Below are 23870 nucleotides of genomic sequence, written 5' to 3' on the forward strand. Positions count from 1 at the left end.
GAATTTTCATAATCAAATAAAGTATGTTCGCTAATATGGAGCCCTTCTGATGCAGTAGATCGTGAATTCAGAACAAAATTTTATTGGAGGGGATGCCTATCTGGCAGATTAAGATATACATTCTAAAAGAAAAGTAAGTTATGTAAAATCTGAATAAACAAATAGAGAATAAAACCAATTGTGGGCAACATTGAATCATCAAATTTTAGATACTATCGTATCAATTTTTTTTAGTCATTCCATTAGCTATATCTTTACTGTTGTGTTAGGATAATATCGTGAAATTATTCACATAATGCGTATGAATACAAAATTGAATGAATATATTGAAAAATTGGCATCTACCCATCAGTTATCTTTGGATGCCTATGAATATGTAATTACCCATCGAGATGAAGAGGCGGCCGAATGGCTGGCACGCAAAGCACGAGATATATCGCAATCGATTTATGGAAAATCCATTTATGTGCGAGGTCTGATTGAATTTACGAATATCTGTAAGAATGATTGTTTCTACTGTGGGATTCGTAAAGATGCTTCTTGCAGTCGTTATCGTTTGGATCAAGAGGATATTCTGGAATGTTGTGCCGAAGGTTATGATTTAGGCTTTCGAACCTTCGTGCTCCAAGGTGGCGAAGATGCGTATTTCAATGATGCACGCTTATGCGACATTGTTTCTAAAATCCATACCTTGTATCCCGATTGTGCCATTACCTTATCCGTTGGGGAACGAAATAAAGAAAGTTATCAACGCTTATTTGATGCTGGAGCCAGTCGTTATTTATTACGACATGAAACGGCTGATCGTAATCATTATCATAAGCTGCATCCATCTTCGATGTCATTTAGTCATCGGATGCGATGCATCCAAGATTTACGGGATATTGGTTATGATGTGGGTATTGGTATGATGGTGCAATCCCCGTATCAAACAGCCCATCATTTAGCTGAAGACCTAAAATTTGTGGAAACCTTTCATCCCGAAATGTGTGGTATTGGTCCGTATATCACCGCCAAAGATACACCGTTTCATGATCAGCCATCGGGAAGTGTGGAATTGACCTTGTATTTGATCAGTATTCTACGTCTGATTTATCCACCCATGTTGATTCCAGCTACTACAGCTTTAGGTACACTCGATCCCGTTGGTCGCGAAAAAGGGGTATTGGCTGGAGCGAATGTAGTCATGCCCAATTTAAGTCCAGTGGGTGTTCGACGCAAATATCAGTTGTACGACAATAAGATTTGTGTGGGAGATGAAAGCGCCCAATGTCGTCACTGTTTAGAAAATCGGATGGATCGTATTGGATATACGGTCGTCACCGATAGAGGAGATATAAAATTATGGGATTAAATGGAAGTTTATCTGCCCATCGTGTACATATCGCATTTTTTGGAATGCGCAATGCCGGAAAGAGTTCCTTGGTCAATGCGATCACAAATCAGCCCATGTCGGTGGTTTCTGACGTGGAAGGAACGACGACCGATCCGGTTCGTAAAGCCATGGAAATTTTACCTTTGGGTCCCGTGGAAATCATCGATACGCCAGGTTTTGATGATGTGGGTAGTTTAGGTGAAAAACGAAAAGCACGAACTAAAGATATCCTAAAAGAAGCCGATGTAGCGGTATTGGTCGTGGATGGTCAAAAAGGCTTACAAGCCTTGGATGCGGAATTGATCGATATTTTTAAAAGTATGGCCATTCCGTATTTGGTGGTCTACAATAAAAGTGATGTGGATACATATCCCGTCGATGGGATCTGGGTCAGTGCCAAAGAAAAAGACGGCATTGAACAACTCAAAGAAACGATTGGGCATTTGGCCAAAGATGTGGAATCGCATAAAGCGATCATTGGGGATTTGATTGATCCAGGTGATAGTGTGATCTTGGTGATTCCTATCGATAGTTCGGCTCCCAAAGGCCGTTTGATCCTGCCCCAACAATTGGTCATTCGTGATATCTTAGATCATCATGGTTTAGCCTATGTTTGTCAGGATGATGAATTGGAAATTGCACTGACACATCTTCATCCAAAAATGGTGGTCACCGATTCCCAACGATTTGGACGCGTATCCAAAGTGGTTCCTGAATCGATCCCGCTGACTTCCTTTTCCATCTTGATGGCTCGTTATAAAGGTATCTTGAAACAAGTGGTCGAAGGGGCCCAACACATCAAAAACTTGACGGATTCATCAAGAATATTGATTAGTGAAGGATGTACCCATCATCGTCAATGTGGTGACATTGGCAATGTGAAATTACCGCATTGGATCCGTGAATATACCGGTTATACGGTTCCTTATGATCTTTCTTCGGGAAAAGACTTTCCCGAGGATGTGTCCGATTATGATCTGATCATTCATTGTGGCGGTTGCATGTTGAATGAAAAGACCATGCAGAATCGGTTGAAACAAGCGAAAGCACAACATACGTATATGACAAATTATGGAACGGCCATTGCGCAAATGCATGGTATCTTAGATCGTTCCATTGCACTATTTGACATCTAACTGTAAGGATTTCCAAGCAGAAAGCTGTTTTATCACAGACTCTTGGAAGGAGTCTGTTTTTTTTGGAGGAAAATATGGAAAATAAACGATTAGGCGTCATTGCGATCGTGATCGAAGATCTCGAACAAGCCGAACAAGTCAATGCTTTGATCCACGAATACAATGATTTGATGGTAGGGCGTATGGGCATTCCCTATAAAGAAAGAAATATATCGGTGATTTCTTTGATGGTCGATGGAACCACCGATCGCATCAATGCTTTAACTGGCAAATTAGGTCGTATCGAAAAGGTACAAGTGAAGTCTATGTTGACGAAGGTGTAACTATGAAAAAAATCGCAATTTATGGAAAAGGTGGGATTGGTAAATCGACCATGACCAGTCATTTGGCGGCTGCCTTAGCAAGCCTGGGTTATAAAGTTATTCAAATTGGTTGTGATCCCAAAGCGGATTCCACCATTAATTTATTAGGGGGTCATCCCTTAGAACCAGTCATGAACTATTTACGAGAACACGATGAAGATCCTACCTTGGATGAAATCATGAAAGTAGGATTTGGTGGCATCCACTGCATTGAAACGGGTGGACCCACACCAGGAATTGGTTGTGCGGGACGAGGCATCATTGCCACCTTTAATTTATTAGAAGATTTAGACCTCATTGAACAAGTCCAACCCGATGTCATCTTATTTGATGTCTTAGGAGATGTTGTATGTGGTGGGTTTGCCGCACCGATTCGGGAAGGCTATGCCGATGAAATTTTGATCGTAACCAGTGGGGAGAAAATGGCTTTATATGCGGCCAATAATATCAATACGGCTGTCAATAATTTTAAAGATCGTTCCTATGCCCAAGTGCGAGGTTTGATCCTCAATCGCCGCAATGTGCCTTCCGAAGAAGAAAAGGTCAAAGCCTTTGCGAATGAAAATCATTTATCGATTGTTTGTGATGTACCACGCAGTGATGAAATCAATGAATGGGAAGACCAAGGCAAGACAGTCATTGAAGGAAATCCAAATTCACCGATTTCGAAGATTTTCTTTGATTTGGCCAAAGACTTGATGGAGGATGCCTCATGATCACGCAACCCTATTTTCAAACGATCGAACAATTATCCTATGCCAAGAAAATTCCGAGTGAATATATTCCAGCTTGTCATTTGATTTATTCCTCACCGGCAACGCTATCGTATAATTCACCAGGTGCTTTGGGCTTTGGCGTCAAACGTGCCGGTTTAGTGATTCCGGAAAGTGTGATGTTGCTGATCAGTCCAGCCAGTTGTGGACGCAATTCAACCATTCTTTCGGCTCAAGAAGGCTATGCCAAACGCATGTTCTATTTATTGATGAGCGAAACCGATTTAGTAACGGGACGCCATCTAAAGAAGATTCCTCAAGCCATTGAAGAAATCTTGGAAGTGTGTGACCCCAAAGTGGTTGTTTTGTGTATCACTTGTGTCGATGCCTTATTAGCTACGGATCTGGAACACATTGCCAAACAATGCCAAGAAAAGACTGGGGTGATCGTGGTACCGAGTTATATGTATGCCTTGGAACGAGAAGGGCGAAAGCCACCGATGATGGCCATTCGCCAGACGATCTATTCCTTATTGAAACGTGATCGCATCGACCCTCGCATGGTCAATTTGATGGGTTTCTTTTCTCCCATTGATAGTGAATTGATTGATCTACTTCAAGCGGCTGGACTGCATACCATCAATCAAGTCAGTACAATGAAAACTTTGGAAGCCTATTACACGATGGGACAGGCCAATTTTAATTTGGTTTTAGATCCCGAATCCATTTATGCTGCGGAAGATTTAAAGAAACGCTTGGGCATGCCATATATTGAATTACCACGATTGTACGATGTGGAACGCGTCCATCGCCTGTATCATTTGTTCGGACAAGCGATTGGCGTATCACTTCCAGATGAATCGTATTATGTAGAAACAAAAGAAATGATCCATCGGATTGATCTGACGAATAAAAAGATCTGTATTGGGGAAATGTGCAATGCGAATCCATTTGAATTGGCTTGTGCCCTATCGCAACAAGGGGCCATCATTTGTGAAATCTTTGCGAATGTGACCGATTATGATAAACCATGGATCCAACGTTTAGAAAAAACATCATCCGATACGAAAGTCTATACCGGAATTTCACCAACCATGATTCATTACGAACCACGAGAAGATATCGATTTTGTGATTGGGAAAGATGCTTCCGACTATTATCCTGAAGTGCCTGCGATATTGTGGAATGCCGAAAACCAACCCTATGGCTATAAAGGCATTCAAGGCTTATATGTGGAAATGGAGGCGATACTATGAAAGGTTTATTTCGTTATTTATCGCCGTTTGCCCCGGATATTTCTGGGGCCGTCAGTGTACTGTATGAACTTGGTGGAATCATTGTGATCTTAGATGCAGGTGGATGTGCCGGTAATACCTGTGGGTTTGATGAACCGCGCTGGTTCACTAAAAAGAGTGCGATATACTCCGCTGGATTACGTGATTTGGATGCCATCTTAGGACGAGATGATGAATTAATGGATAAAATAGCCGGTGCCATTGAAACCACTTCGGCCAATTTTATTGCCTTAGTTGGAACACCTGTCCCATCGGTCATTGCGACCGATTATCATGCCATCAGCAAGCTATGTGAAAAACGCTTTGGCTTGCCTTGTCTCTATATTGAAACTACAGGTATGAAATATTATGATGTCGGTCAACAAATGGCGTATGCTGCCATTGATCATATGGTTGAAAAGAAGGGCAGTCTAGATACCGTGTATGTGGGGGCAACGCCTTTGGATGTACCGTTTATAGACGGTGATTGTTTGACATCGTTATCTTCATATGCGGCTTTACCACAAGCGAAACAAGCCATCGTGATGTCGGTATCGGGTTTACCCTTGGTACGTAAATACAAGATTCCCTATACCTTTGGTTTGAATCTAGGACACATTGATGTTCAACCAAAGAAAACTTTAATCATTTCCCAGCAAGTCTGGGCACATATGATCCGACAATGGATGGGCCAAGGCGATGTCGCTTCCTTCTTTATGATGGATAAGGAATATATGCAGCCAAATGATGTGCATTTGGATGGAGAACTGGATTTAGTGAAATTGGTTAAAACTAGAAAGTATGAAAGAATCTTATGTGATCCTTTATTGATGCGAGCTTTACCGGATTATACCGGTGAATTTATATCATTACCACATTTTGCGGTATCGGGTCAGTTGTACCAAAAAGCCAATATAGAGGCGTATCTATCCGATTTGGAGAAAGCCCTATGATTCGTAAACGAATTCGTGTCTATGGCATCGTACAAGGTGTTGGGTTCCGTCCCTTTATATATCGGATTGCCCAAGAAGCCAAGATCACAGGTTCGGTCTGCAACAAAGGACCGTATGTAGAAATCTATGCTCAAGGAACCAATGATCAGGTTTCCACCTTTATGTCTTGGATCCAGACCAAAGCACCCGAACGATCCGCTATCTTAAAGATGGATAGTCAGATCATTCCCGTAGAATCGGAGAATGATTTTACCATCATTCATTCTGAAAAAGTAAAAGGGGACATCTTTGTTTCCCCGGATATTGCGATTTGTGATCAATGTGCCAAAGAACTCTTTGATCCGACGAATCGTCGATATCATCATCCGTTTATCAACTGTACGGCTTGTGGACCGCGATTGACCATTTTGGATTCGATGCCTTATGATCGGGTGCGCACCAGCATGAAAAAGTTTCCGATGTGTCCCGACTGTGAACGGGAATATACCCATCCTGATAATCGTCGGTATCATGCCCAGCCGGTATGCTGCAACAAGTGTGGGCCGGAATTGTACATTGTTGGGAAAGATATCCATGGCGAAGAGGCCTTACACTACACCAAATCCATGATTCGTAAGGGTGGTATTGTGGCCATCAAAGGCATTGGTGGTTTTCATTTGTGTTGTGATGCGACCAATGAAAAAACTATCGCCTATTTACGAAAGTGGAAGCATCGACCATTTAAGCCCTTTGCAATCATGGCCAAAAATATGGATGTAGTAAAACGAGAATGTAAGGTCAATGAAGCCCAACAAAAATATATGACCGGTCCCCAACGACCTATTTTATTGTTGGAAAAACAAAAGAATGGTTTGGTCTCGGATTTGGTCGCACCAGATAATCCGATGTTGGGAGTGATGTTGCCGTATGCCCCGGTACAATTGTTGTTGTTTGAAGGGGATATGCCCGATTGTTTGATCATGACCAGTGCCAATCCCAAGGGGGCACCGATTTGTAGGGAAGATGCCGATGTGATCGAAAATCTTGGTGATCTTTGTGAGGCCGTCTTATCCAATGATCGCGATATCCGTTTACGTGCGGATGATAGTGTCATGGCTTGGATTCATGGCAAACCATCCATGATTCGACGTAGTCGTGGGTATGCCCCTTTGCCAATGATGATTTCGCAAAGCAAGGATTATAAAGTATTGGGTATTGGTGGTGAATTAAAGAATACCTTTTGTTTGGCTACCAAAGATTTGTATTATTGTTCCCCCTATGTGGGCGATTTAAGTGATATTCGTAGTGTCGATGCTTTGAAACAAGCCATCACGCGAATGGAAGATTTATTAGAAATCCAACCCGAAAGGATCGTGTGTGATTTACATCCTCGTTATAATTCGGTCCAAGTGGCCAAGGAATATGGTTTGCCTATCATGCAGATCCAACATCATTATGCCCATATTCTTTCTTGTATGGCGGAAAATGATTATTTAGATCCAGTCATTGGTGTATCTATGGATGGAACGGGCTATGGTTTGGATGGTACGATCTGGGGTGGTGAGATCCTGGTTTGTGATGTGCATCATTTTGAGCGAAAAGCCCATATCACGCCGTTTATGCAGGCGGGTGGGGATCTATCTTCCAAAGAAGGATGGCGCATTGCCGTATCCCTTCTGCAAGATAAAGATCTGTGTGTACAATTGGGAGTATGCAGTGCCTTTGAATATGATCTCGTTTTTCAAATGATCCAAAAGCAGATCAATAGTGTTGTATCAACCAGTGCGGGACGATTGTTTGATGCAGTGAGTGCCATTTTGGGATTGTGTCGGATCAATACGACCGAAGCGCAGGCATCGATGTTGTTGGAATTTGAAGCACGTAAGTGGCAAGGGGAAGGTATGAACTTTCATGGTGATACGACGGCTTTGGTGCAAGCTATTGCCCAACGAATGTTTTATAAGGATGATCGATCCTATTTGGCCTACAGTTTTCATGAAGGACTGGCCAATTATATTGTCGATCGTGTCGTAGAAGTAAGAAAAGAAACCGGTCTATCTACCGTGGCTTGTAGTGGCGGTGTCATGCAGAATCAATTGTTGATGGATCTGGTTCGAAATAAATGTGAAGAAAATGGCTTTCAAGTATTGTCGCATTCGATGATTCCTTGTAACGATGGAGGCATCGGTTTGGGACAAGCCTTGTATGGCATGATGAATGGAGAGGAATAAATTATGTGTGTAGGATTACCTGCTAAAGTAAAAAAAGTAAAAGATGGACAAGCCATCGTGGATGCGATGGGTGCCACTCGTGTGGTATCGAGTGAATTGGTGGACGGTTTAGAACCGGGGGATTTTGTGATGGTGCATGCGGGAGCTGCCATTGCCAAGATCACCGAAGATGATGAAACCGAAGCCAGTGCCATCATGGAGGCTTTAGAGTGAACGAACAAGTCTTAAAAGCCAAACAAATCGTGGAAAACTATGACGGCCGACCGCTACGAATCATGGAAGTTTGTGGCACGCATACCCATGAAATCTTTCGTTTAGGGATTCGGCAAATGTTGCCCGAAAACATTCATTTGATCAGTGGACCAGGCTGTCCGGTTTGTGTAACGCCGGTTGGTTATATTGATCAAGCTATTGATCTAGCTTTAAATCATCATTGTACGATTTGTACCTTTGGTGATCTAATTCGGGTACCTGGATCGGACATGTCCCTCCAACAAGCCCGGGCCAAAGGGGCGAAGATCGTCATGATCTATTCACCAACCGATGCCTTTACTTATGCTCAAAGTCATTTGGATGAAGACGTTGTCTTATTAGCGGTTGGTTTTGAAACCACGACACCAGCGAGTTGTATGGCCATTCGCGATGCCAAGAAAAATAATTTAACGAATTTTTCGGCATTGGTAGCCAATAAAACGATGGATAACGCTTATTTGGCTTTAAAAGATAGTGCCGATGCCTTCTTATATCCAGGGCATGTATCGACGATCACAGGTTGTCAGATTTATCGTGATCTTTGTGAAGAGGGAATTTCCGGAGTCGTGACGGGTTTTACGGGACCCGAGATCCTAACGGCTTTGGCTGTGATCATCAAAAAGTTAGAAAAAGGGCAACCCTTTTTCATGAATTGTTACCCACGGGTGGTACGCGATGAAGGTTCGCCATCGGCTCGAAAGATCATCGCATCGGTCATGGAACCGTGTGATTCCATTTGGCGTGGTATTGGCAATATTCCCGGTTCGGGACTACAAATCAAAGCGGCTTATCAAGACTTTGATGCCCGTAAGAAATATGGTTTAGAAAATACCCAAGGACATCCGAATCCAGCGTGTCGTTGTGGGGATATTTTACGTGGGGATTGTATGCCGAATGAATGTCCATTGTTTGGCAAAGTGTGTACACCAGAACATCCAGTGGGTGCTTGTATGGTTTCCAATGAAGGATCGTGTTCGGCTTTTTATAAATATATGGAGTAGTAGAGTATGGAAAAATATGTAACGTTAGCGCATGGAGCCGGTGGTCAACAAACCTCGGCCTTGATCCATGATATCTTTCAAAAATATTTAGGCAATCCGGATTTTACGGCCGATGATGCCGCGGTTTTGACCAGTCCTTCGGGACAATTGGCCATGTCAACCGATGGCTTTATCGTTTCACCAAGTTTCTTTCCGGGTGGCAATATTGGCAAATTGAGTGTTTGTGGAACCGTCAATGATTTGGCTTGTATGGGGGCCAAACCGTTATACATGACTTGTGCCTTTCAGATTGAAGAGGGCTATCCCTTAAAAAAATTAGATGAAGTGGTTCAATCGATGGCGAAGACAGCCAAAGAAGTCGGTGTACATTTTGTAGCAGGTGATACCAAAGTGGCTGGTAAAGGTCAAGTGGATGGCATTTTTATCACGACAACGGGAGTAGGTCAGATCCAACCGGATTTTCATCCCCAAGGCAATCAAGCCAAACCGGGGGATAAGATTTTGGTGACCGGTGATGTCGGTCGTCATGGTTGTACGATCTTATTGGAGCGCAATGATTTTCAAATTCAAACCGATGTGACCAGTGATTGTGCCCCTTTATGGCATACGGTCGAAGCAATGTCCCAGGTAACCAAGGATATTCATGTGATCCGAGATGCAACGCGTGGTGGTGTTGGTACGGTCTTGTATGAAATTGCCGATGAATCGCAAGTCGGCGTGAAAATCGATCAAGAAGCGGTTCCTGTTCAGAATCATGTGAAAGGCGTTTGTGGTATGTTGGGATTGGAACCTTTGTATCTAGCTTGTGAAGGACGTATGGTCGTGATCGTACCGGCTGAACAGGCCCAAGCCATCTTGGATACGTTGCATACCTTACCGTATTCGCAAAATGCGGCCATTATTGGTGAAGTGACGCAAGATCATGTAGGCAAAGTAGTCATGAAAACTTCGATTGGTTCGGAAACGTTGTTGCCAAGTCCATCGGGCGAGTTATTGCCACGTATCTGTTAGGAGGCTCTAATGATAAAATTAGCGTTTTACGGAAAAGGTGGAATTGGAAAGTCAACGACGGTTTCCAATATGGCGGTTGCGTTTGCCCAAATGGGATATAAAGTGATGCAGATTGGTTGTGATCCGAAGGCGGATTCCACGATGAATTTACGTGAAGGCAAAGAGAAACAAGCCGTCTTAGATATCCTGCGGGAAAAAAATAAAGAAGCCACGCTGGACGATGTGATTACCCAAGGTTATGCGGGGGTGTATTTGGTTGAAGCGGGTGGTCCCATTCCAGGGCTTGGTTGTGCCGGTCGTGGCATCATTGCGGCCATGGAATTTTTGGATGAAAAGAAAGCCTATGACATCTATCAACCCGATATTGTGTTGTTTGATGTCTTGGGGGATGTTGTGTGTGGTGGTTTTTCGATGCCGATTCGGGAAGGCTATGCCGATCAAGTCTATATCTTAACATCCGGTGAAGCCATGTCCATTCATGCGGCGATGAATATTGCCCTAGCGGTCGAAACCTTTCAAAAACGAGGCTATGCCACGTTGGGCGGGGTCATCGTGAATAAACGGAATGTGAAAAAAGAAGAAGAGCGAATCGAACAATTGTGCGAAGATATCCATTCCCAAGTGATTTCCACTTTGGAATATGATCCATTGATCCAAGAAGCCGATGAGATGCATAAGACCGTCTTAGAAGCTTTTCCACAAAGTGATGCGGCAGACCGCTATCGCCATTTGGCCCAGGTCTTATTAGAAAGCAATCAAAATGAATGAGCATGTAGCGAAGATCCAAGTAAAAGACATTCAATCCTCGACACCGTTTCATGCGGGATTGGAGTTTACGCCCCAAACACGAGGAACATGGACGATTGCGCATACCCCGCTTTTGATTCCCGAAAGTCATGAGATCTTTGTGTGTCCGCAAGGTTGTTTGCGTGGGGTTGTCTTGAGTGCCGCTGAAGCCCATGGGATGGATCGATTTTCCATGGTCACTGTAACGGAAGACGATTTATACAATGGTAAGATCGAAGAATTGTTCATCGACGGAGTCAGTGATATTGTGGAACATTTGGATCCCCAACCCCCTTTGGTGATGACGTTTACGAGTTGTGTGCATCATTTTGTGGCCATTGATTTGGATTTGGTCTTCAAAGAATTAAATCAACGGTTCCCAGATATCTGTTTTGTAGAAAATTATATGAACTGTACGATGCGCCATTCCAAGGTGCATTATGAATCGATGACGACCAAACAATTGTATGCGGGCTTACAGCCCACCAAACAGGATGGTTCCATCAATATCATTGGCAATTATTTTACCCTAGATCGAGATAGTGAGATCTTTCAAATCATCGGAGATGCGAAAGATTTGTGTCAGATGCGAACCTTTGATGAATATTTAGAAATGGCTGCTTCTTCATATAATATCTATAATGCACCTGTAGCGATTGAATGTGTGCAAGATTTAGAGAAACGATTGAACCAAAAACCCATCTATATGCCCTATTCATGGGATATCGAAGAAATCAAACAGGATGAAGCCAAGTTGATGGAGATCTTAGGCATTTATCCGGATCTTTCTCGCTATGAAAAAGATGCGCTTCGTGCTTTAGAAAAACTGCACGATGCGATCAAGGATATCGAAATTCAAATCGATATGAGTGCCACGCCGCGTCCTTTGAGTTTAGCCAAATTACTTTTAGAGCATGGATTCCATGTGACAACGGTCTATACCGATACCATTTTACCAGGAGAAGAAAAGGCTTTGGCTTGGCTTCAGGAACATCATCCCGATCTTATGGTTTGTGCTTGTGTCGATTTTCGTTGTCGAACATGGCAGAAGAGTACTACACCAGTTTTAGCCATTGGTCAAAAGGCAGCCTACTATAGTGGTACAGACCATTTTGTGAATATGATCGTCAATGATGGGATGTATGGATTTGTAGCTATTCGCAAGCTATGTGAAAAAATGTTGGATGCCTATATTTATCCAAAAGAAACCCAACGAATCTTGGATGTGAAAGCTAGAGGGTGTGTACTATGAGACAGGTATTTCGTGATGTGTGCAATTATGCAGCCGATCTAGCCGGAATCAATTCGGCTTTGTATGAATTGGGTGGATTGATCATCATGCATGATGCTTCGGGATGTAACTCTACGTATGCGACCCATGATGAACCACGATGGACCCAAATGCCTAGTTTGATTTATATCAGTGCTTTGGAAGAGTATGATGCGATTCTTGGTAATGATGATAAGTTGATTGAAAATGTTGTAGAAGCCGCTAAGGAAACCCAGCCAAACTTTATTTGTTTATTTGGTTCGCCCATCGCGTTGGTAATGGGAACCGATTTCAAGGGCATTGCCCATGTGGTTGAACAAGAAACAGGGATTCCGACTTTTGGTTTTAAGACTTCGGGGATGTATTCGTATATTCAAGGCGCTCGACAAGCGTATCAGATGTTGGCGGAAAACTTTGTCAAAGACACAAAGAAGGAGAAGAGTTCTTCGATTCGAATCAATCTGATGGGTATGACACCACTGGATTTTGGATATTCCGGCAATAAAGAAGCCATCGATGCGTGGGCACAAGAAAATAATTTTTCAATCGTGGCCAATTGGTCGATGGGAACAAGTTTGGAACAGATTGAAAAGAGTTCTATGTCCGATGTGAATGTAGTCGTTTCTTCTTGTGGATTGGATGCAGCCAAAGTACTAGAGGAAAAATTTCATATCCCCTATGTCGTTGGTGTACCCGTTGGTTCATGTGCAAAGACATTGGCAGAAAATGTTCGCTTATCGGCACACGATCATCAAAATCGAGAAATGTATCAATCTGGTTCTCATGATTCCCATATCGTTTTGATTGGGGAACCCGTCATGGCTCAAAGTATGCGTTTGGCCCTAGACGATGAGGTGCAGATCATTTGTCCAACCGAGATTGATTGGCATCTACAAGAAGGAGATCTTTATTCGCATGAAGAGGAAGATATGCGTAAGAAACTGAATGAAGCAGATATCGTCATTGCCGATCCCATCTATCGACGTTTGGTTTCTAAGGATATTCATTTTATTGATTGTCCGCATTGGGCTTGTTCCGGACGTTTGTTTAAAGATCAGATGCCAGTCATTATTGGCGATGGATTTCAAATCATAAAAAATCAAGTGTAAATGCATAGGCATTTACACTCTTTTTGTTTAGTGTTTAGCTTTTTCGGCATCACGCCAATTGTCTTGGTAGCCACTCAATAGATCCACAAATCGTTTGGCCGTTAGATGCGGACGGGTGATAGCGGAACCAACGACAACACTATGCGCACCTAAGAAGATACATTTCATCGCATCTTCTGGGGTATAGATATGACCTTCCATCATGACATAGGCTTCGTCTTTGAAATCACGGCACATGCGAGCAAATTCACGCATATTGGGTTCTTCGATACTGGCTGTTTCTTTGGTGTAGCCATATAAAGTCGGTGCAACAATGTCGGCCCCATGTTCGATCGCATGCAAGGCTTCTTCATAATTGGATACATCCGCAAAGAAGATCGCTTCGGGAATTTCTTTTTTGGCTTGGTCTAATAGATTCCAGGCAATGGTGCCTTCATGGGTTCTTTGTTTGGTGCAATCCAAAGCGATGATTTCAGCTCCGGCTTCCCAAATGGCTTTAACTTCTTTCATCGTTGGCGTAATAAAGACATCGGTGTCATCATGCCAGACTTTCCATAAACCAATCACTGGTAAATCGACATGTTCTTTGATGTCTTTGATCTGGTCTGGGGAATTGGCACGAATGCCGACAGCACCAGCCCAGGCAGCGGCTTGCGCCATTTTGATGTGCATGGTATCCGTATAAATAGGATCATCTTTTTGGGTTTGACACGATACGATCAAACCGCCTTTCATACTTTCGAGAATTGCTTTTTTTCTTGGATCATTTGTTTTCATAGTTGTTTCCTTTTTGACAAATTGTAAATGGTTTATATTTCGGACCATTATCCACAAAGATGGTGTCGAAATCATCAATATAGGCCCAGGTGCAATGGGTCTTGACTTCAAATTTGGAGGCATCCGCCAATAAGTCACATTGGGTACTTTGTTTCAAGATGGCTTTTTTAAAAGTCGCTAATTCGGTATTGGCCGTATAAATTTCTTGGGTTTTTAGATCAATGCCATTGGCACTTAAGAAGGCATGGTCAAAATGGAAGTGGGAGACCATTTCTAAAGTGGTCGATCCTAAGGCGGTATCTAAGCGACGATCGTATTGACCACCAAGTAGAAAGACTTGGCCTTGAAAAGTCAATGGCAATTGATGAATCAAATAGGTCGATGATGTCACCAATAAGATATCTTTATCGGCGATGTGTTCGACCATATAGGAAGTGGTTGTACCACTATCGATATAGATACATTGATTTTCTTTGATGGTTTTAGCGGCTTGGGCGCAGATGCACTGTTTTTCTTTAACATGAATATGTGCTTTCTTTTCCGTGGCAATTTCTTGATAGACTCGATTGGCACTGGCACCGCCACGTTCGCGAACCAAAAGGCCTTGTTGCTCCAATTCAATCAGATCACGGACGATGGATGAGCGGGAAGCATGAAGCTGATCCATCAATTCTTTGACAGATACAAAAGATTGATTACGGACCATTTCTAAGATCCGGGTTTGTCGTTCTTTGGTGATCATATTAGCCTCCAATCTGGACAAAATCCGATGCATAGATGGATAAAGTTGCTTCATCCATCATGTCAAGATTTTCATATTTATAAGGTTTGTTTAATTGATGCCATTTTTTCTTTCCCATCGAATGATAGGGAAGCAAATGAACAGCTTGCACCTGATGGGCTTTCGCATAGGTAATAATGTCCTGTAATATATCATCATTAAAACCAGGAATGACAGGCACACGCACGATGATATCTTTGGCACGGGTTTGAGCCAATCGTTCAAAATTAGAGAGAATGCGATCTAGATTGGCACCGGTATAAGCTTTCATCTTATTCTTATCGAGATGTTTGATGTCAAATAAAAATAAATCAACATAGGAAGAAGCTTTTTCAAGCTGATCCCATGAATAGTGACCCGTAGTTTCCATCGCAATGTGCAATTGTTCCCCTTTGGCTTGTTTCAATAATTCATAGACTTCTTCCCATTGATACAAGGGTTCTCCACCCGAAAGAGTCATGCCACCATGGGATTCTTCATAATAGTCTTGATCTTTTAAGACTTCCTCTAAAATTTCATCAATAGTCATGTCTTTGCCATTCATGGATAACGCTTGGGGAATACATGTATCAATACAGGTTTGACAATAGGTACATTTCTCTTTATCCCATGTCCATTGGTCTTGAATCGAAATGGCCTGTTGTGAACAATGTTTCTCGCATTGATGGCACAATACACATTTGGTTTCATCATGCATTAGAACCGGTTGTACCGTCCAAGTTTCTGGATTGGCACACCAAGGACAATGGAGACTGCAACCTTTTAAGAAGACGGTGGTGCGGATGCCCGGTCCATCATGGGTCGCAAAGCGTTCAATATTAGAAACTTTCATATAAGGTCCTCGATAATAATTCGTCTTGTACGTCTTTGCCTAAGTTCACAAAGATGGCACTATAACCAGCAACCCGAACAATTAGATCGGGATACTTTTCAGGATGTGTTTGCGCATCTTCCAAGGTACCATGATCGACCACGGTCACCATCAATTGGCATCCCCCTTTTTTAAAGTACGTATGCCATAACGCTTTGATCTTGTCAGCATCTTTATGCATCATCTTTGGGGTGAATTTGATGTTTTGAACACTGCCACCATGATATTTGGCATCAAACAAAGACAACGAATTCAATACGGCTGTAGGTCCGGATTTGGCGGCGCCACCTTGCGGATTATTGGCTGGATTCATATAGACACCAGCTTTTCGACCATCCAGGCTAGCGGCGGTTTGATGACCCCAATCGGTGTTCGTCTGATTATTGGAAATAACAATCAAATAATAACCCAGTCCGGCTTGGATTCCACGATTACGAATGCCTTTGGCGACGTATTCATAGAGATCATTGGCCATTTCATCCACATCTTTTATATCGTTACCATATTTTGGCAAGTTGACCAACTCTTTACGAAGAGATTCTTTACCTTCAAAATTATGTAAAGCTGCTTCATTCAATTGATCAATCGTATATTTCTTTTGATCATAGACCAAAGTTTTAATGGCATAGAGAGCATCACTGGTATTGATGTTACCGTAGGTTTCGTTGGTGCCACCTAAGATTTCCACTCCACCATCTAAGAGGGCTTTACGTCGCTGGATACAGTCATCCATCAAAATCGAAGGAAATAAGAATGAAACTTCTTGATTCATGATGGTGTAACTGTGGACTTGGGCTTCGATGCTTAGATCAAAATAATAGTCTAAGAGTTTTTTGTATTGATCATAAAAGGCATCAAAGGTTTTCAGTTCATGAATGGGTTTTAATTGCACCGGTCCGGCTTTGTATGTGTGGTCCATCGGATCGATACCTTGATTCATACTGATTTGAAGGATCTTCAATAAATTCAATAAAGTATTGGGTGTGCCTACACTTTTGCCTTGAATCACATATTCGCCACAACCAAATGGAACATATTGTTCGGCAATGGTTTCATCTAAACGCATCGCATAGGCAACGGCAGGCACATTGATTTCATCATTGTATAAAGTGGGATAGGTAGCACCATCGGCAATGCAGTCATAGGCCATATCCAAGATGTCTTGTGGGGTATTCTTATCAAAACGCAAAGTAAATTGTGGTTCCACATAGCGCGTGTTTCTACAAACTTCCAAACAAAGACGAGTAAAGGTATCACAAGCTTTTACATTTTTGCGACCCTTACCACCGACAATGATGCGGCCATTGACCGTAGTTCGCCGATTTTCAATCAATGTCCATAACGAATGCATGTCTTCATAGGCTTCTTGCCAAGTGATGGTGCCATTATCTAGATCTTGTTGTAGGAAAGGACCTAAGACAATGTCTAAGCGACCGTAGTTGATACAACCAGCACAGAGGGCATACAACCAGAAAAGCTGTAAGGCTTGATGGAAGGTCTTTGGTTTATGATCTTTGATGTAGATCAAATCGTTGATCATACGCTTTTGATCTTTGACTTTGGATTGTTTCACTTTTTCGATTTGATCATCGATCACATCTTCCAATAGATGTAGGGCACCTATCGATGCATCAATAAAATCATTGGCTTCTTGTTTCTGTATTTCGGCAAATAGACCAGGTAGACCTAGGTTGACTAGTTTTTCATAATTCAACATCATCCCGGATAAACGAGCCGTAGCCATGAATGGATAGGTACAATCAATAAACCGGCCGGTCGTAGTGTCATTTAAGATGTCTTGGCAATAGATGGTTTTGACATCGTGGTCTTGCCAGAAATCATAGAGTTGATCGACGATAGCTTTATCTTGTTCAGTTTGTAGTTGGGCTTTGAATGCTCTCAGTTTATGGAAGACACAATAATGACCAACACCACCTAAACTGGTGACCGAACCAAAGCCAATCGGTAAAAAATCCAACCGACCGGCAATGCGATCATCGGGTTCGATTGAACGGAATAAGCGCGGATAGATGACTTTTAAACAAGCCAATTCACGATGGGCTTTGTCATTATGTAGATGGGTTTTGTATGCGTTGGTATAGGCAATCATGATGTTGAGTTGTTCTTCGATGGATTTTTCACAAGGGATCTTACGAGAAACTTCGACATTTTGTTCGCCATCAATATTGACATGGGACATAGGGTTACCTCCTTGCACGTTCATTATAAGCCAAAATCGTTCAAAAACAACCACAAATATATAAAGTGTTTGTGATACAATACAACTATGGAAAAAGTAAAAAAAGTCTTATTAAGTCGAATGATGGTCATGTTGTATGTGATCGTTTTTGAAATTTTGATTCTAGTTTGGTTGTGTAGTTTGTTCCCAGCGGTTACTGGCTATATCTCGATTGGTTTGCGAGTATTATCCGTTTTGGTTGTTTTGGCAATCATCCGCAATAGTCGTCATTTATCGAGTGATTTGATGTGGATCATCTTGATCCTGTTATTTCCAGTGGGTGGTACAGCACTCTATTTATTTTTGATCTTGAATTTAGTTTCTTCACGTACGTTTAAAAGTATTCGCAAAGAAGAAAAGAAGACAGAGCGTTATGCCTACCAAGATCCCCATGTCTTTCAAGAATTGGTGGCGAGTGAACCATCTTTAGCGAGTTTGTTTCGATTTATTCCCAATGAAGGATTTAGTTTTTATAAAAACACGCAAACCAATTATTATCCTTTAGGCGAATTGGGCTTTCCGCATATGTTGGCCGATATGAAACAAGCCAAAAAGTATATCTTTATGGAATATTTCATCATAGAGCCAGGTCGTATGTGGAATCAGATGTTGGAAATATTGGAAGAAAAGGTCAAAGAAGGTGTGGAAGTCCGGGTCATGTATGATGATATGGGTTCCATGAATACCTTACCGTTTGATTATGTGAAGGAATTGGAAGCTAAGGGTATCAAGGCGACTTCTTTCAATCGCATCAATCCGGCTTTGAATATTGTCATGAATCATCGAGATCATCGGAAGATCATGGTCATCGATGGAGTGATTGGTTATTCGGGTGGTATCAATTTAGCGGATGAGTACATCAATAAAAAGGAACGTTTTGGTCATTGGAAAGACAATGTGATTCGGTTGGAAGGACCTGCCGTATGGGGGTATCTCAAGATCTTCTTGACCAATTGGAATGCCTTGCGCCATGAAGATAATGACTATACGATCTTTCAAGTGGAAGGACATGAGATGCCATCTTCTGGATTTGTTGCGCCTTATGCGGAAACGCCTTTGGATGATGAATTGACTTCACAATGTATTTATGAAGATATCTTAAATTCAGCAACCCGGTATGTTTATATCATGACTCCGTATTTAATCATTGATTCAAGCATGGTCAATACGTTGATCCATACAGCGAAAAAAGGGGTCGATGTACGTTTGATCTTACCGGGTGTACCCGATAAAAAAGTAATTTGGGACATTGGACGAAGTTTTTATAAACAATTGATGGATGGTGGCGTTAAGATCTATCAGTATCGTCCAGGCTTTGTTCATTCGAAAGTGTTTGTATCGGATGATCGCATTGCCACGGTTGGTACGATCAATTTGGATTATCGGAGTTTATATCTGCATTTTGAAAATGGGACCTTATTATTTAAGAATGAAGCGGTCCAAGAAGTTGTACAAGATATGCAGATGACCTTGAAAGCTTGTGATCAAATGCATAAAGAAAATATTAAATTGGGGGTCTTCCGTAATTTCATTTTATCAATCTTGCGGATTTTTGCCCCGATGTTGTAAGGAGATGTATGAAAACACAACGATTTATTCATCAATCGACACACAGTCCCTTGGTGGTCTTACCTACTTTTGAACAAGAAGGGAAAAAAGTATTTGAACATGTTCAAGCACAAACGGATCATCCATTTCAGATATTAGAAATTACGGATCTGGATTGGGACAACGATTGTAGTCCTTGGCCGGCCAAGGGGTTTGATGGCAAGGCAAAGGATCGAATCCAGGAAATTGATCAGATCTTACCAGGTTATGATCGAACCGAAACCTATTTGGCAGGATATTCCTTAGCTGGTCTGATGGCTTTGTATGCGACGTATCAAACGGATACCTATCGTAAGATCATGAGTGCTTCGGGATCGTTTTGGTTTGAAGGATGGCTGGACTTTGTACAAGAGGCAACCATGAAACGAATACCAGATGCGATCTATTTTTCGTTGGGGGATCGGGAAGCAAAGACGCGTCATCCTTTGATGAAACAAGTCCAAGTGAATACGGAAGCGACGTATGAAAAGATGAAAGAACAAGGCATTCGAACCATCTTGGAATGGAATCCCGGCAATCATTTCAAGGATACGGATCAAAGAACGGCGAAGGGCATTTTATGGTTGTTGGAGGGATGAAAAAACTCTATTTATTGACGGGTGCCAATGGGCATTTGGGACATACGATCCGCAACTATTTATCGGGTGATGTGCGCGAATGGATCCATCATAAAGATGATCGATGGCCAAATGCCTATGTGGGGGATGTATGTGATAAAAAAGCCTTAGAGCCTTTCTTTGATCGGGAAGGCTATGATGAAGTGGTCTTGATTCATTGTGCCGCGAAGATATCCATTGCCACCAAACCCGATCCCAGTGTGTGGGAAACCAATGTATGGGGTACCCAAAATGTATTGGAGCTTGCCAAAAAGCATCACATCACCAAGATGATTTATATTGGTTCGGTCCATGCCATGCAAGAAAAAGCAGGCATCATGACAGAACCTTTGATTTTTGATCCCCATCTTGTGGTAGGACAATATGCGAAATCCAAGGCCGAAGCGATTCGGCATGTATTGGCAAGTGATCTTCGCGTCGTCGTGTTATTGCCTTCGGGCATCATCGGTCCGGGGGATGTATTGGGACAGAATCATATGGTCCAAGTGATTCATCAAATGATGAAAAGAAAGTGGCCAATCACCGTTTCGGGTGGGTATGATTTTGTGGATGTGCGCGATGTGGCTTTGGCTGTCTTACAAGCGGAAAAAAAGGGAAGAGATCATGCCGTTTATATTGTGAATGGGCATGAAATATCGATGGCTGATTTGACGCGGTTTATCACGCATAAAGAACCCAAAGTCATATCGGCTAAATGGTTAGAAAGGATCGCGCCAATGATCGAGCATTTGTATCCAAATATGAGTCCCTATGCGCTTTATACGTTACAGTCTCCTTCGCAATTTAGTCATCATAAGGCAACGGTTGACTTGGGATACCAGCCACGACTGTGGCAAGAAACCATTCAAGATATGGAGATGATAAAAGATGGATTTGATTGGTGATATGCATATGCATACGCTGGTGAGCGGACATGCGTATGGTACGATTCGCGAAATGGCGCAAGCCGCACAAGCAAAAGGTTTAGAAATGATCGGGATCACCGAACATGCCCCGGGCATACCGGGTACGGTGGATCCGTTTTACTATAACAATCTACAAGCTGTCCCTCGAGAATTATATGGGGTTCAAGTGTATCATGGCAGTGAGATCAATGTCTTAAAGGATGGGACCTTATCGTTGGCCCAATCGTATATTGATCATTTGGATTATGCGATCGTTGGGATCCATGTGCAATGTTATGAAAATGCCGGAAAAGAGCAGAATACATCCAATTTGATTGCGTGCATGAAAAATGAAAAGGTGAAGATCGTATCGCACCCGGATGATGATCATACGCCGTTAGATTATGAGCGATTGGTCAAAGCAGCGAAACAATATCATGTGGCTTTAGAGGTCAACAATAGTTCGTTAAAAAAGGTCGATCAGCGATGGAATTGTTTGGAAAATTATCGAACGATGCTCTCGTTGTGTCAAAAAAGGCGAGTGCCTGTCATTATTGATTCCGATGCGCATGATCCGAGTCAAGTTGGCGAATTGAATTTAGCCAAAGCGCTTGTGGAATCGGTCGGGTTTGATCCAAGTTTGGTCTTAAATACCAATCCAGAGAAGTTAAAGAGCTTTTTATTTTGATGAAAAGCTCTTTTTTTTGTATACTATGGGTACTATGAAAACAATTGACGAAATCAAACAAGAATTGATGACAGATCCAAGAAATCAAGACTATACGCAACGGGATATTCCGCCCATCTTTCAAGCGGATCCCCAAGCGAAGATCTTGATCATTGGACAAGCACCAGGAAAAAAAGTAGAAGAATCTTTGATTCCTTTTCATGACAAGTCGGGGGAGAAATTGATGGCTTGGATGGGAATCGATGCGAACACGTTTTATTCCAAAGACATTGCGATCGTACCGATGGATTTTTATTATCCGGGAAAAGCGAAAACGGGGGATAAGCCACCGCGAAAGTTCATTGCGCAAGAATATCATGCATCGTTATTGGCATGTATGCCACAAATTCAATTGACGATCTTGATAGGGAATTATGCGATGAAATATTATTTAGGCAAAGAGATGGAAAAGAATGGAACAGAAACGGTACGAAATTATCAAAACTATTTGCCTACCTATTTTCCGATTGTCCATCCAAGTCCATTGAATTTTCGTTGGCAGAAAAAGAATCCATGGTTTGAAGAAGAAGTTGTACCAGTATTAAAGGATAGAGTTGCACATATTTTAAGATGAGGTTTTTATGAAAAAAGTAACGAAGAGAAGAAATAGTAAAGATGGTGTAATCATGTATCAGAGAATCATCATTGTCTTGATCATTGCGCTTGGTGTTACGATTGCCAGACCATTTGTGAAAGAACGATTTTTTCCAGAAAACAAAGCGGAAATTACGACTCGAGCAGTGAAATTGCGTTTAGAAAATGTAGGAGAATTGGCAACTCAAGATGCCTATGTAACTTCAGTCAATACAGTTGATCAGTCACAGAAATTGTTTGGTTCGTTGAAGATTCCGTTTACACAAACCAAATATGTCTATAGTTATGATTGTAGAGTGAAAGCGGGATATGATTTTGAAAAGATCAAATATACGATGGATGCGGATACGAAAACGGTGACTTTCACTATGCCAAAGTGCAAGATCTTAAGTACGGAAATCGATACGGATTCGTTTAAAGTGTATCATGAACAAGAAAGTATATTTACACCGATCACATTGACGACAAACAATGAGGCATTGGATCAAATGAAAAAAGATGCGCGTAAACAAGCGATTGCGAATGGTATCAAGACGGAAGCCAAGAAAAATGCGGAAACGATGTTAAAAGCATTTGTGAAGCAGGCCGATCCAGAGGATGACTATACATATGTCTTTAAATAAAGTGAAATTGATCATCTTTGATGTGGATGGTACTTTATTGGATAGTGAAAGGCTCTGGAAGGAAACGTTAGGTATCATTAGTAAAAAGTACCATATGCCAGGTCTAGAAGAGCGTTTGTTTCATCGTTTGGTTGGAATCAGTGAGGAAGCGGAAGATCGCATCTATGATGAAATGTTGGATCCTGCCATTCGTGATCGGTTTGTGTCCGATTGGCGACAGTTAGCCAATGCGACCATTGATGAAAAGGTTCCTGTCAAACCGGGTGCTTATGAATGGTTTGCGTGGGTCAAAGAACATGGTTTATGGTTGGGTGTGGCTACGAGTTCCCATCGAAAAGAGACCGAATATCGATTAAAAAAGGCAAAGCTATGGGATGACATCGATCATTTACTTTGTGGTAATGAGATCGAACATAAAAAACCACATCCAGAAATCTATCAGAAAATGTTGGAACACTTTCATCTAGAACCCGATCAAGCATTGGTCATTGAAGATTCATCGATTGGGGTAGAAGCGGCATATCGTGCCAATATTCCTGTGATCCATGTTGCCGATTTGATAGAACCAACGACACAAGATAAAGAAAGAGCATGGATGACCTGTAAAAATTTAAAGGAAGCCTTAGTTTATTTGGATACCGACTAAGGCTTTTTTGGTGTCTTTAAAATTGGACAAATCCTATGATAAGGTGTAGTT

Annotated in this window: 24 protein-coding genes; 20 read left to right on the forward strand and 4 right to left on the reverse strand. The window is 42.0% G+C overall.

Annotated elements, in window-relative coordinates; all coding sequences use genetic code 11:
* Positions 1 to 301: 301 nt before the first annotated feature.
* The 13 genes from hydE to EDX97_RS00575 all read left to right on the forward strand — a co-directional run bounded on the left by hydE (position 302) and on the right by EDX97_RS00575 (position 13452).
* Positions 302 to 1354 carry a [FeFe] hydrogenase H-cluster radical SAM maturase HydE gene (gene hydE / locus EDX97_RS00515; RefSeq protein WP_221175861.1) on the forward strand — a complete coding sequence of 351 codons (1053 nt, stop codon included), beginning with the start codon at positions 302 to 304 and terminating at the stop codon, positions 1352 to 1354.
* Positions 1345 to 2511, forward strand: a complete 1167-nt coding sequence (gene hydF, locus EDX97_RS00520; protein WP_128519273.1) for a [FeFe] hydrogenase H-cluster maturation GTPase HydF — start codon at positions 1345 to 1347, stop codon at positions 2509 to 2511. The genes hydE and hydF overlap by 10 nt, the downstream gene beginning before the upstream one ends.
* A gap of 74 nt (positions 2512 to 2585) precedes the next feature.
* On the forward strand, positions 2586 to 2834 hold the full coding sequence (locus EDX97_RS00525) for a TM1266 family iron-only hydrogenase system putative regulator (protein WP_128519274.1): 249 nt from the start codon (positions 2586 to 2588) through the stop codon (positions 2832 to 2834).
* A gap of 2 nt (positions 2835 to 2836) precedes the next feature.
* Positions 2837 to 3589: a nucleotide-binding protein gene (locus EDX97_RS00530; protein WP_128519275.1), complete on the forward strand. Its 753-nt coding sequence runs from the start codon at positions 2837 to 2839 to the stop codon at positions 3587 to 3589.
* Entirely contained in the window at positions 3586 to 4842 is a 1257-nt protein-coding gene (locus tag EDX97_RS00535; protein WP_128519276.1) for a nitrogenase component 1, read from the forward strand. The genes EDX97_RS00530 and EDX97_RS00535 overlap by 4 nt, the downstream gene beginning before the upstream one ends.
* Complete coding sequence (locus EDX97_RS00540) at positions 4839 to 5813, forward strand: nitrogenase component 1 family protein (protein WP_128519277.1); 975 nt, start codon at positions 4839 to 4841, stop codon at positions 5811 to 5813. The genes EDX97_RS00535 and EDX97_RS00540 overlap by 4 nt, the downstream gene beginning before the upstream one ends.
* Complete coding sequence (gene hypF / locus EDX97_RS00545; RefSeq protein WP_128519278.1) at positions 5810 to 8023, forward strand: carbamoyltransferase HypF; 2214 nt, start codon at positions 5810 to 5812, stop codon at positions 8021 to 8023. The genes EDX97_RS00540 and hypF overlap by 4 nt, the downstream gene beginning before the upstream one ends.
* A gap of 3 nt (positions 8024 to 8026) precedes the next feature.
* Positions 8027 to 8236, forward strand: a complete 210-nt coding sequence (locus EDX97_RS00550; protein WP_128519279.1) for a HypC/HybG/HupF family hydrogenase formation chaperone — start codon at positions 8027 to 8029, stop codon at positions 8234 to 8236.
* Positions 8233 to 9276 carry a hydrogenase formation protein HypD gene (gene hypD / locus EDX97_RS00555; protein ID WP_128519280.1) on the forward strand — a complete coding sequence of 348 codons (1044 nt, stop codon included), beginning with the start codon at positions 8233 to 8235 and terminating at the stop codon, positions 9274 to 9276. The genes EDX97_RS00550 and hypD overlap by 4 nt, the downstream gene beginning before the upstream one ends.
* A gap of 6 nt (positions 9277 to 9282) precedes the next feature.
* Entirely contained in the window at positions 9283 to 10287 is a 1005-nt protein-coding gene (gene hypE / locus EDX97_RS00560; RefSeq protein WP_128519281.1) for a hydrogenase expression/formation protein HypE, read from the forward strand.
* Positions 10288 to 10296: 9 nt separating this feature from the next.
* Entirely contained in the window at positions 10297 to 11055 is a 759-nt protein-coding gene (locus tag EDX97_RS00565; RefSeq protein WP_128519282.1) for a nitrogenase iron protein NifH, read from the forward strand.
* On the forward strand, positions 11048 to 12325 hold the full coding sequence (locus EDX97_RS00570) for a nitrogenase component 1 (protein WP_128519283.1): 1278 nt from the start codon (positions 11048 to 11050) through the stop codon (positions 12323 to 12325). The genes EDX97_RS00565 and EDX97_RS00570 overlap by 8 nt, the downstream gene beginning before the upstream one ends.
* Positions 12322 to 13452, forward strand: coding sequence for a nitrogenase component 1 (locus tag EDX97_RS00575; RefSeq protein WP_128519284.1), 1131 nt, complete (start codon positions 12322 to 12324; stop codon positions 13450 to 13452). Before EDX97_RS00570 ends, EDX97_RS00575 begins: the two co-directional genes overlap by 4 nt.
* A gap of 27 nt (positions 13453 to 13479) precedes the next feature.
* Here the strand turns inward: EDX97_RS00575 and EDX97_RS00580 are convergent, their stop codons facing one another.
* The 4 genes from EDX97_RS00580 to EDX97_RS00595 are packed head-to-tail and all read right to left on the reverse strand — an operon-like array spanning position 13480 to position 18081.
* A complete protein-coding gene (locus EDX97_RS00580) occupies positions 13480 to 14229 on the reverse strand; it encodes an N-acetylmannosamine-6-phosphate 2-epimerase (protein ID WP_128519285.1) in 750 nt (249 codons plus the stop codon).
* Complete coding sequence (locus EDX97_RS00585; protein WP_128519286.1) at positions 14216 to 14971, reverse strand: DeoR/GlpR family DNA-binding transcription regulator; 756 nt, start codon at positions 14969 to 14971, stop codon at positions 14216 to 14218. Before EDX97_RS00585 ends, EDX97_RS00580 begins: the two co-directional genes overlap by 14 nt.
* 1 nt (position 14972) lies before the next feature.
* Positions 14973 to 15842 (reverse strand): glycyl-radical enzyme activating protein, encoded by an 870-nt coding sequence (locus tag EDX97_RS00590; protein WP_128519287.1) that lies wholly within the window; start codon positions 15840 to 15842, stop codon positions 14973 to 14975.
* A complete protein-coding gene (locus EDX97_RS00595) occupies positions 15829 to 18081 on the reverse strand; it encodes a pyruvate formate lyase family protein (protein ID WP_128519288.1) in 2253 nt (750 codons plus the stop codon). Before EDX97_RS00595 ends, EDX97_RS00590 begins: the two co-directional genes overlap by 14 nt.
* Before the next feature lie 87 nt (positions 18082 to 18168).
* Here EDX97_RS00595 and cls point away from each other — a divergent pair, with 87 nt between their 5' ends.
* Genes cls through EDX97_RS00630 form a run of 7 tightly spaced genes read left to right on the forward strand, consistent with a single transcriptional unit; the run spans position 18169 to position 23819 of the window.
* Positions 18169 to 19689, forward strand: a complete 1521-nt coding sequence (gene cls, locus EDX97_RS00600; RefSeq protein ID WP_245977968.1) for a cardiolipin synthase — start codon at positions 18169 to 18171, stop codon at positions 19687 to 19689.
* Positions 19690 to 19697: 8 nt separating this feature from the next.
* A complete protein-coding gene (locus EDX97_RS00605) occupies positions 19698 to 20306 on the forward strand; it encodes an alpha/beta hydrolase (RefSeq protein ID WP_128519289.1) in 609 nt (202 codons plus the stop codon).
* Entirely contained in the window at positions 20303 to 21229 is a 927-nt protein-coding gene (locus tag EDX97_RS00610; protein WP_183164208.1) for an NAD-dependent epimerase/dehydratase family protein, read from the forward strand. Before EDX97_RS00605 ends, EDX97_RS00610 begins: the two co-directional genes overlap by 4 nt.
* Positions 21213 to 21917, forward strand: a complete 705-nt coding sequence (locus EDX97_RS00615; protein ID WP_128519291.1) for a phosphatase — start codon at positions 21213 to 21215, stop codon at positions 21915 to 21917. The genes EDX97_RS00610 and EDX97_RS00615 overlap by 17 nt, the downstream gene beginning before the upstream one ends.
* A gap of 34 nt (positions 21918 to 21951) precedes the next feature.
* The gene (locus tag EDX97_RS00620; protein WP_128519292.1) at positions 21952 to 22530 is read left to right on the forward strand and encodes a uracil-DNA glycosylase family protein; all 579 of its coding nucleotides are present in this window, start codon (positions 21952 to 21954) and stop codon (positions 22528 to 22530) included.
* A gap of 7 nt (positions 22531 to 22537) precedes the next feature.
* On the forward strand, positions 22538 to 23173 hold the full coding sequence (locus EDX97_RS00625; RefSeq protein ID WP_128519293.1) for a DUF4230 domain-containing protein: 636 nt from the start codon (positions 22538 to 22540) through the stop codon (positions 23171 to 23173).
* The gene (locus tag EDX97_RS00630; protein WP_183164209.1) at positions 23160 to 23819 is read left to right on the forward strand and encodes an HAD family hydrolase; all 660 of its coding nucleotides are present in this window, start codon (positions 23160 to 23162) and stop codon (positions 23817 to 23819) included. The genes EDX97_RS00625 and EDX97_RS00630 overlap by 14 nt, the downstream gene beginning before the upstream one ends.
* Positions 23820 to 23870 lie beyond the last annotated feature (51 nt).

Source organism: Absicoccus porci, from assembly GCF_003725415.1.
Lineage (GTDB): Bacteria > Bacillota_I > Bacilli_A > Erysipelotrichales > Erysipelotrichaceae > Absicoccus > Absicoccus porci.

Excerpts from the sequence above, each read along its gene's own strand:
- hydE (WP_221175861.1), top strand. The coding sequence starts at position 302 with ATGAATACAAAATTGAATGAATATATTGAAAAATTGGCATCTACCCAT.
- hydF (WP_128519273.1), top strand. The coding sequence starts at position 1,345 with ATGGGATTAAATGGAAGTTTATCTGCCCATCGTGTACATATCGCATTT.
- EDX97_RS00525 (WP_128519274.1), top strand. The coding sequence starts at position 2,586 with ATGGAAAATAAACGATTAGGCGTCATTGCGATCGTGATCGAAGATCTC.
- EDX97_RS00530 (WP_128519275.1), top strand. The coding sequence starts at position 2,837 with ATGAAAAAAATCGCAATTTATGGAAAAGGTGGGATTGGTAAATCGACC.
- EDX97_RS00535 (WP_128519276.1), top strand. The coding sequence starts at position 3,586 with ATGATCACGCAACCCTATTTTCAAACGATCGAACAATTATCCTATGCC.
- EDX97_RS00540 (WP_128519277.1), top strand. The coding sequence starts at position 4,839 with ATGAAAGGTTTATTTCGTTATTTATCGCCGTTTGCCCCGGATATTTCT.
- hypF (WP_128519278.1), top strand. The coding sequence starts at position 5,810 with ATGATTCGTAAACGAATTCGTGTCTATGGCATCGTACAAGGTGTTGGG.
- EDX97_RS00550 (WP_128519279.1), top strand. The coding sequence starts at position 8,027 with ATGTGTGTAGGATTACCTGCTAAAGTAAAAAAAGTAAAAGATGGACAA.
- hypE (WP_128519281.1), top strand. The coding sequence starts at position 9,283 with ATGGAAAAATATGTAACGTTAGCGCATGGAGCCGGTGGTCAACAAACC.
- EDX97_RS00565 (WP_128519282.1), top strand. The coding sequence starts at position 10,297 with ATGATAAAATTAGCGTTTTACGGAAAAGGTGGAATTGGAAAGTCAACG.
- EDX97_RS00570 (WP_128519283.1), top strand. The coding sequence starts at position 11,048 with ATGAATGAGCATGTAGCGAAGATCCAAGTAAAAGACATTCAATCCTCG.
- EDX97_RS00575 (WP_128519284.1), top strand. The coding sequence starts at position 12,322 with ATGAGACAGGTATTTCGTGATGTGTGCAATTATGCAGCCGATCTAGCC.
- EDX97_RS00580 (WP_128519285.1), bottom strand. The coding sequence starts at position 14,229 with ATGAAAACAAATGATCCAAGAAAAAAAGCAATTCTCGAAAGTATGAAA.
- EDX97_RS00585 (WP_128519286.1), bottom strand. The coding sequence starts at position 14,971 with ATGATCACCAAAGAACGACAAACCCGGATCTTAGAAATGGTCCGTAAT.
- EDX97_RS00590 (WP_128519287.1), bottom strand. The coding sequence starts at position 15,842 with ATGAAAGTTTCTAATATTGAACGCTTTGCGACCCATGATGGACCGGGC.
- EDX97_RS00595 (WP_128519288.1), bottom strand. The coding sequence starts at position 18,081 with ATGTCCCATGTCAATATTGATGGCGAACAAAATGTCGAAGTTTCTCGT.
- cls (WP_245977968.1), top strand. The coding sequence starts at position 18,169 with ATGGAAAAAGTAAAAAAAGTCTTATTAAGTCGAATGATGGTCATGTTG.
- EDX97_RS00605 (WP_128519289.1), top strand. The coding sequence starts at position 19,698 with ATGAAAACACAACGATTTATTCATCAATCGACACACAGTCCCTTGGTG.
- EDX97_RS00610 (WP_183164208.1), top strand. The coding sequence starts at position 20,303 with ATGAAAAAACTCTATTTATTGACGGGTGCCAATGGGCATTTGGGACAT.
- EDX97_RS00615 (WP_128519291.1), top strand. The coding sequence starts at position 21,213 with ATGGATTTGATTGGTGATATGCATATGCATACGCTGGTGAGCGGACAT.
- EDX97_RS00620 (WP_128519292.1), top strand. The coding sequence starts at position 21,952 with ATGAAAACAATTGACGAAATCAAACAAGAATTGATGACAGATCCAAGA.
- EDX97_RS00625 (WP_128519293.1), top strand. The coding sequence starts at position 22,538 with ATGAAAAAAGTAACGAAGAGAAGAAATAGTAAAGATGGTGTAATCATG.
- EDX97_RS00630 (WP_183164209.1), top strand. The coding sequence starts at position 23,160 with ATGTCTTTAAATAAAGTGAAATTGATCATCTTTGATGTGGATGGTACT.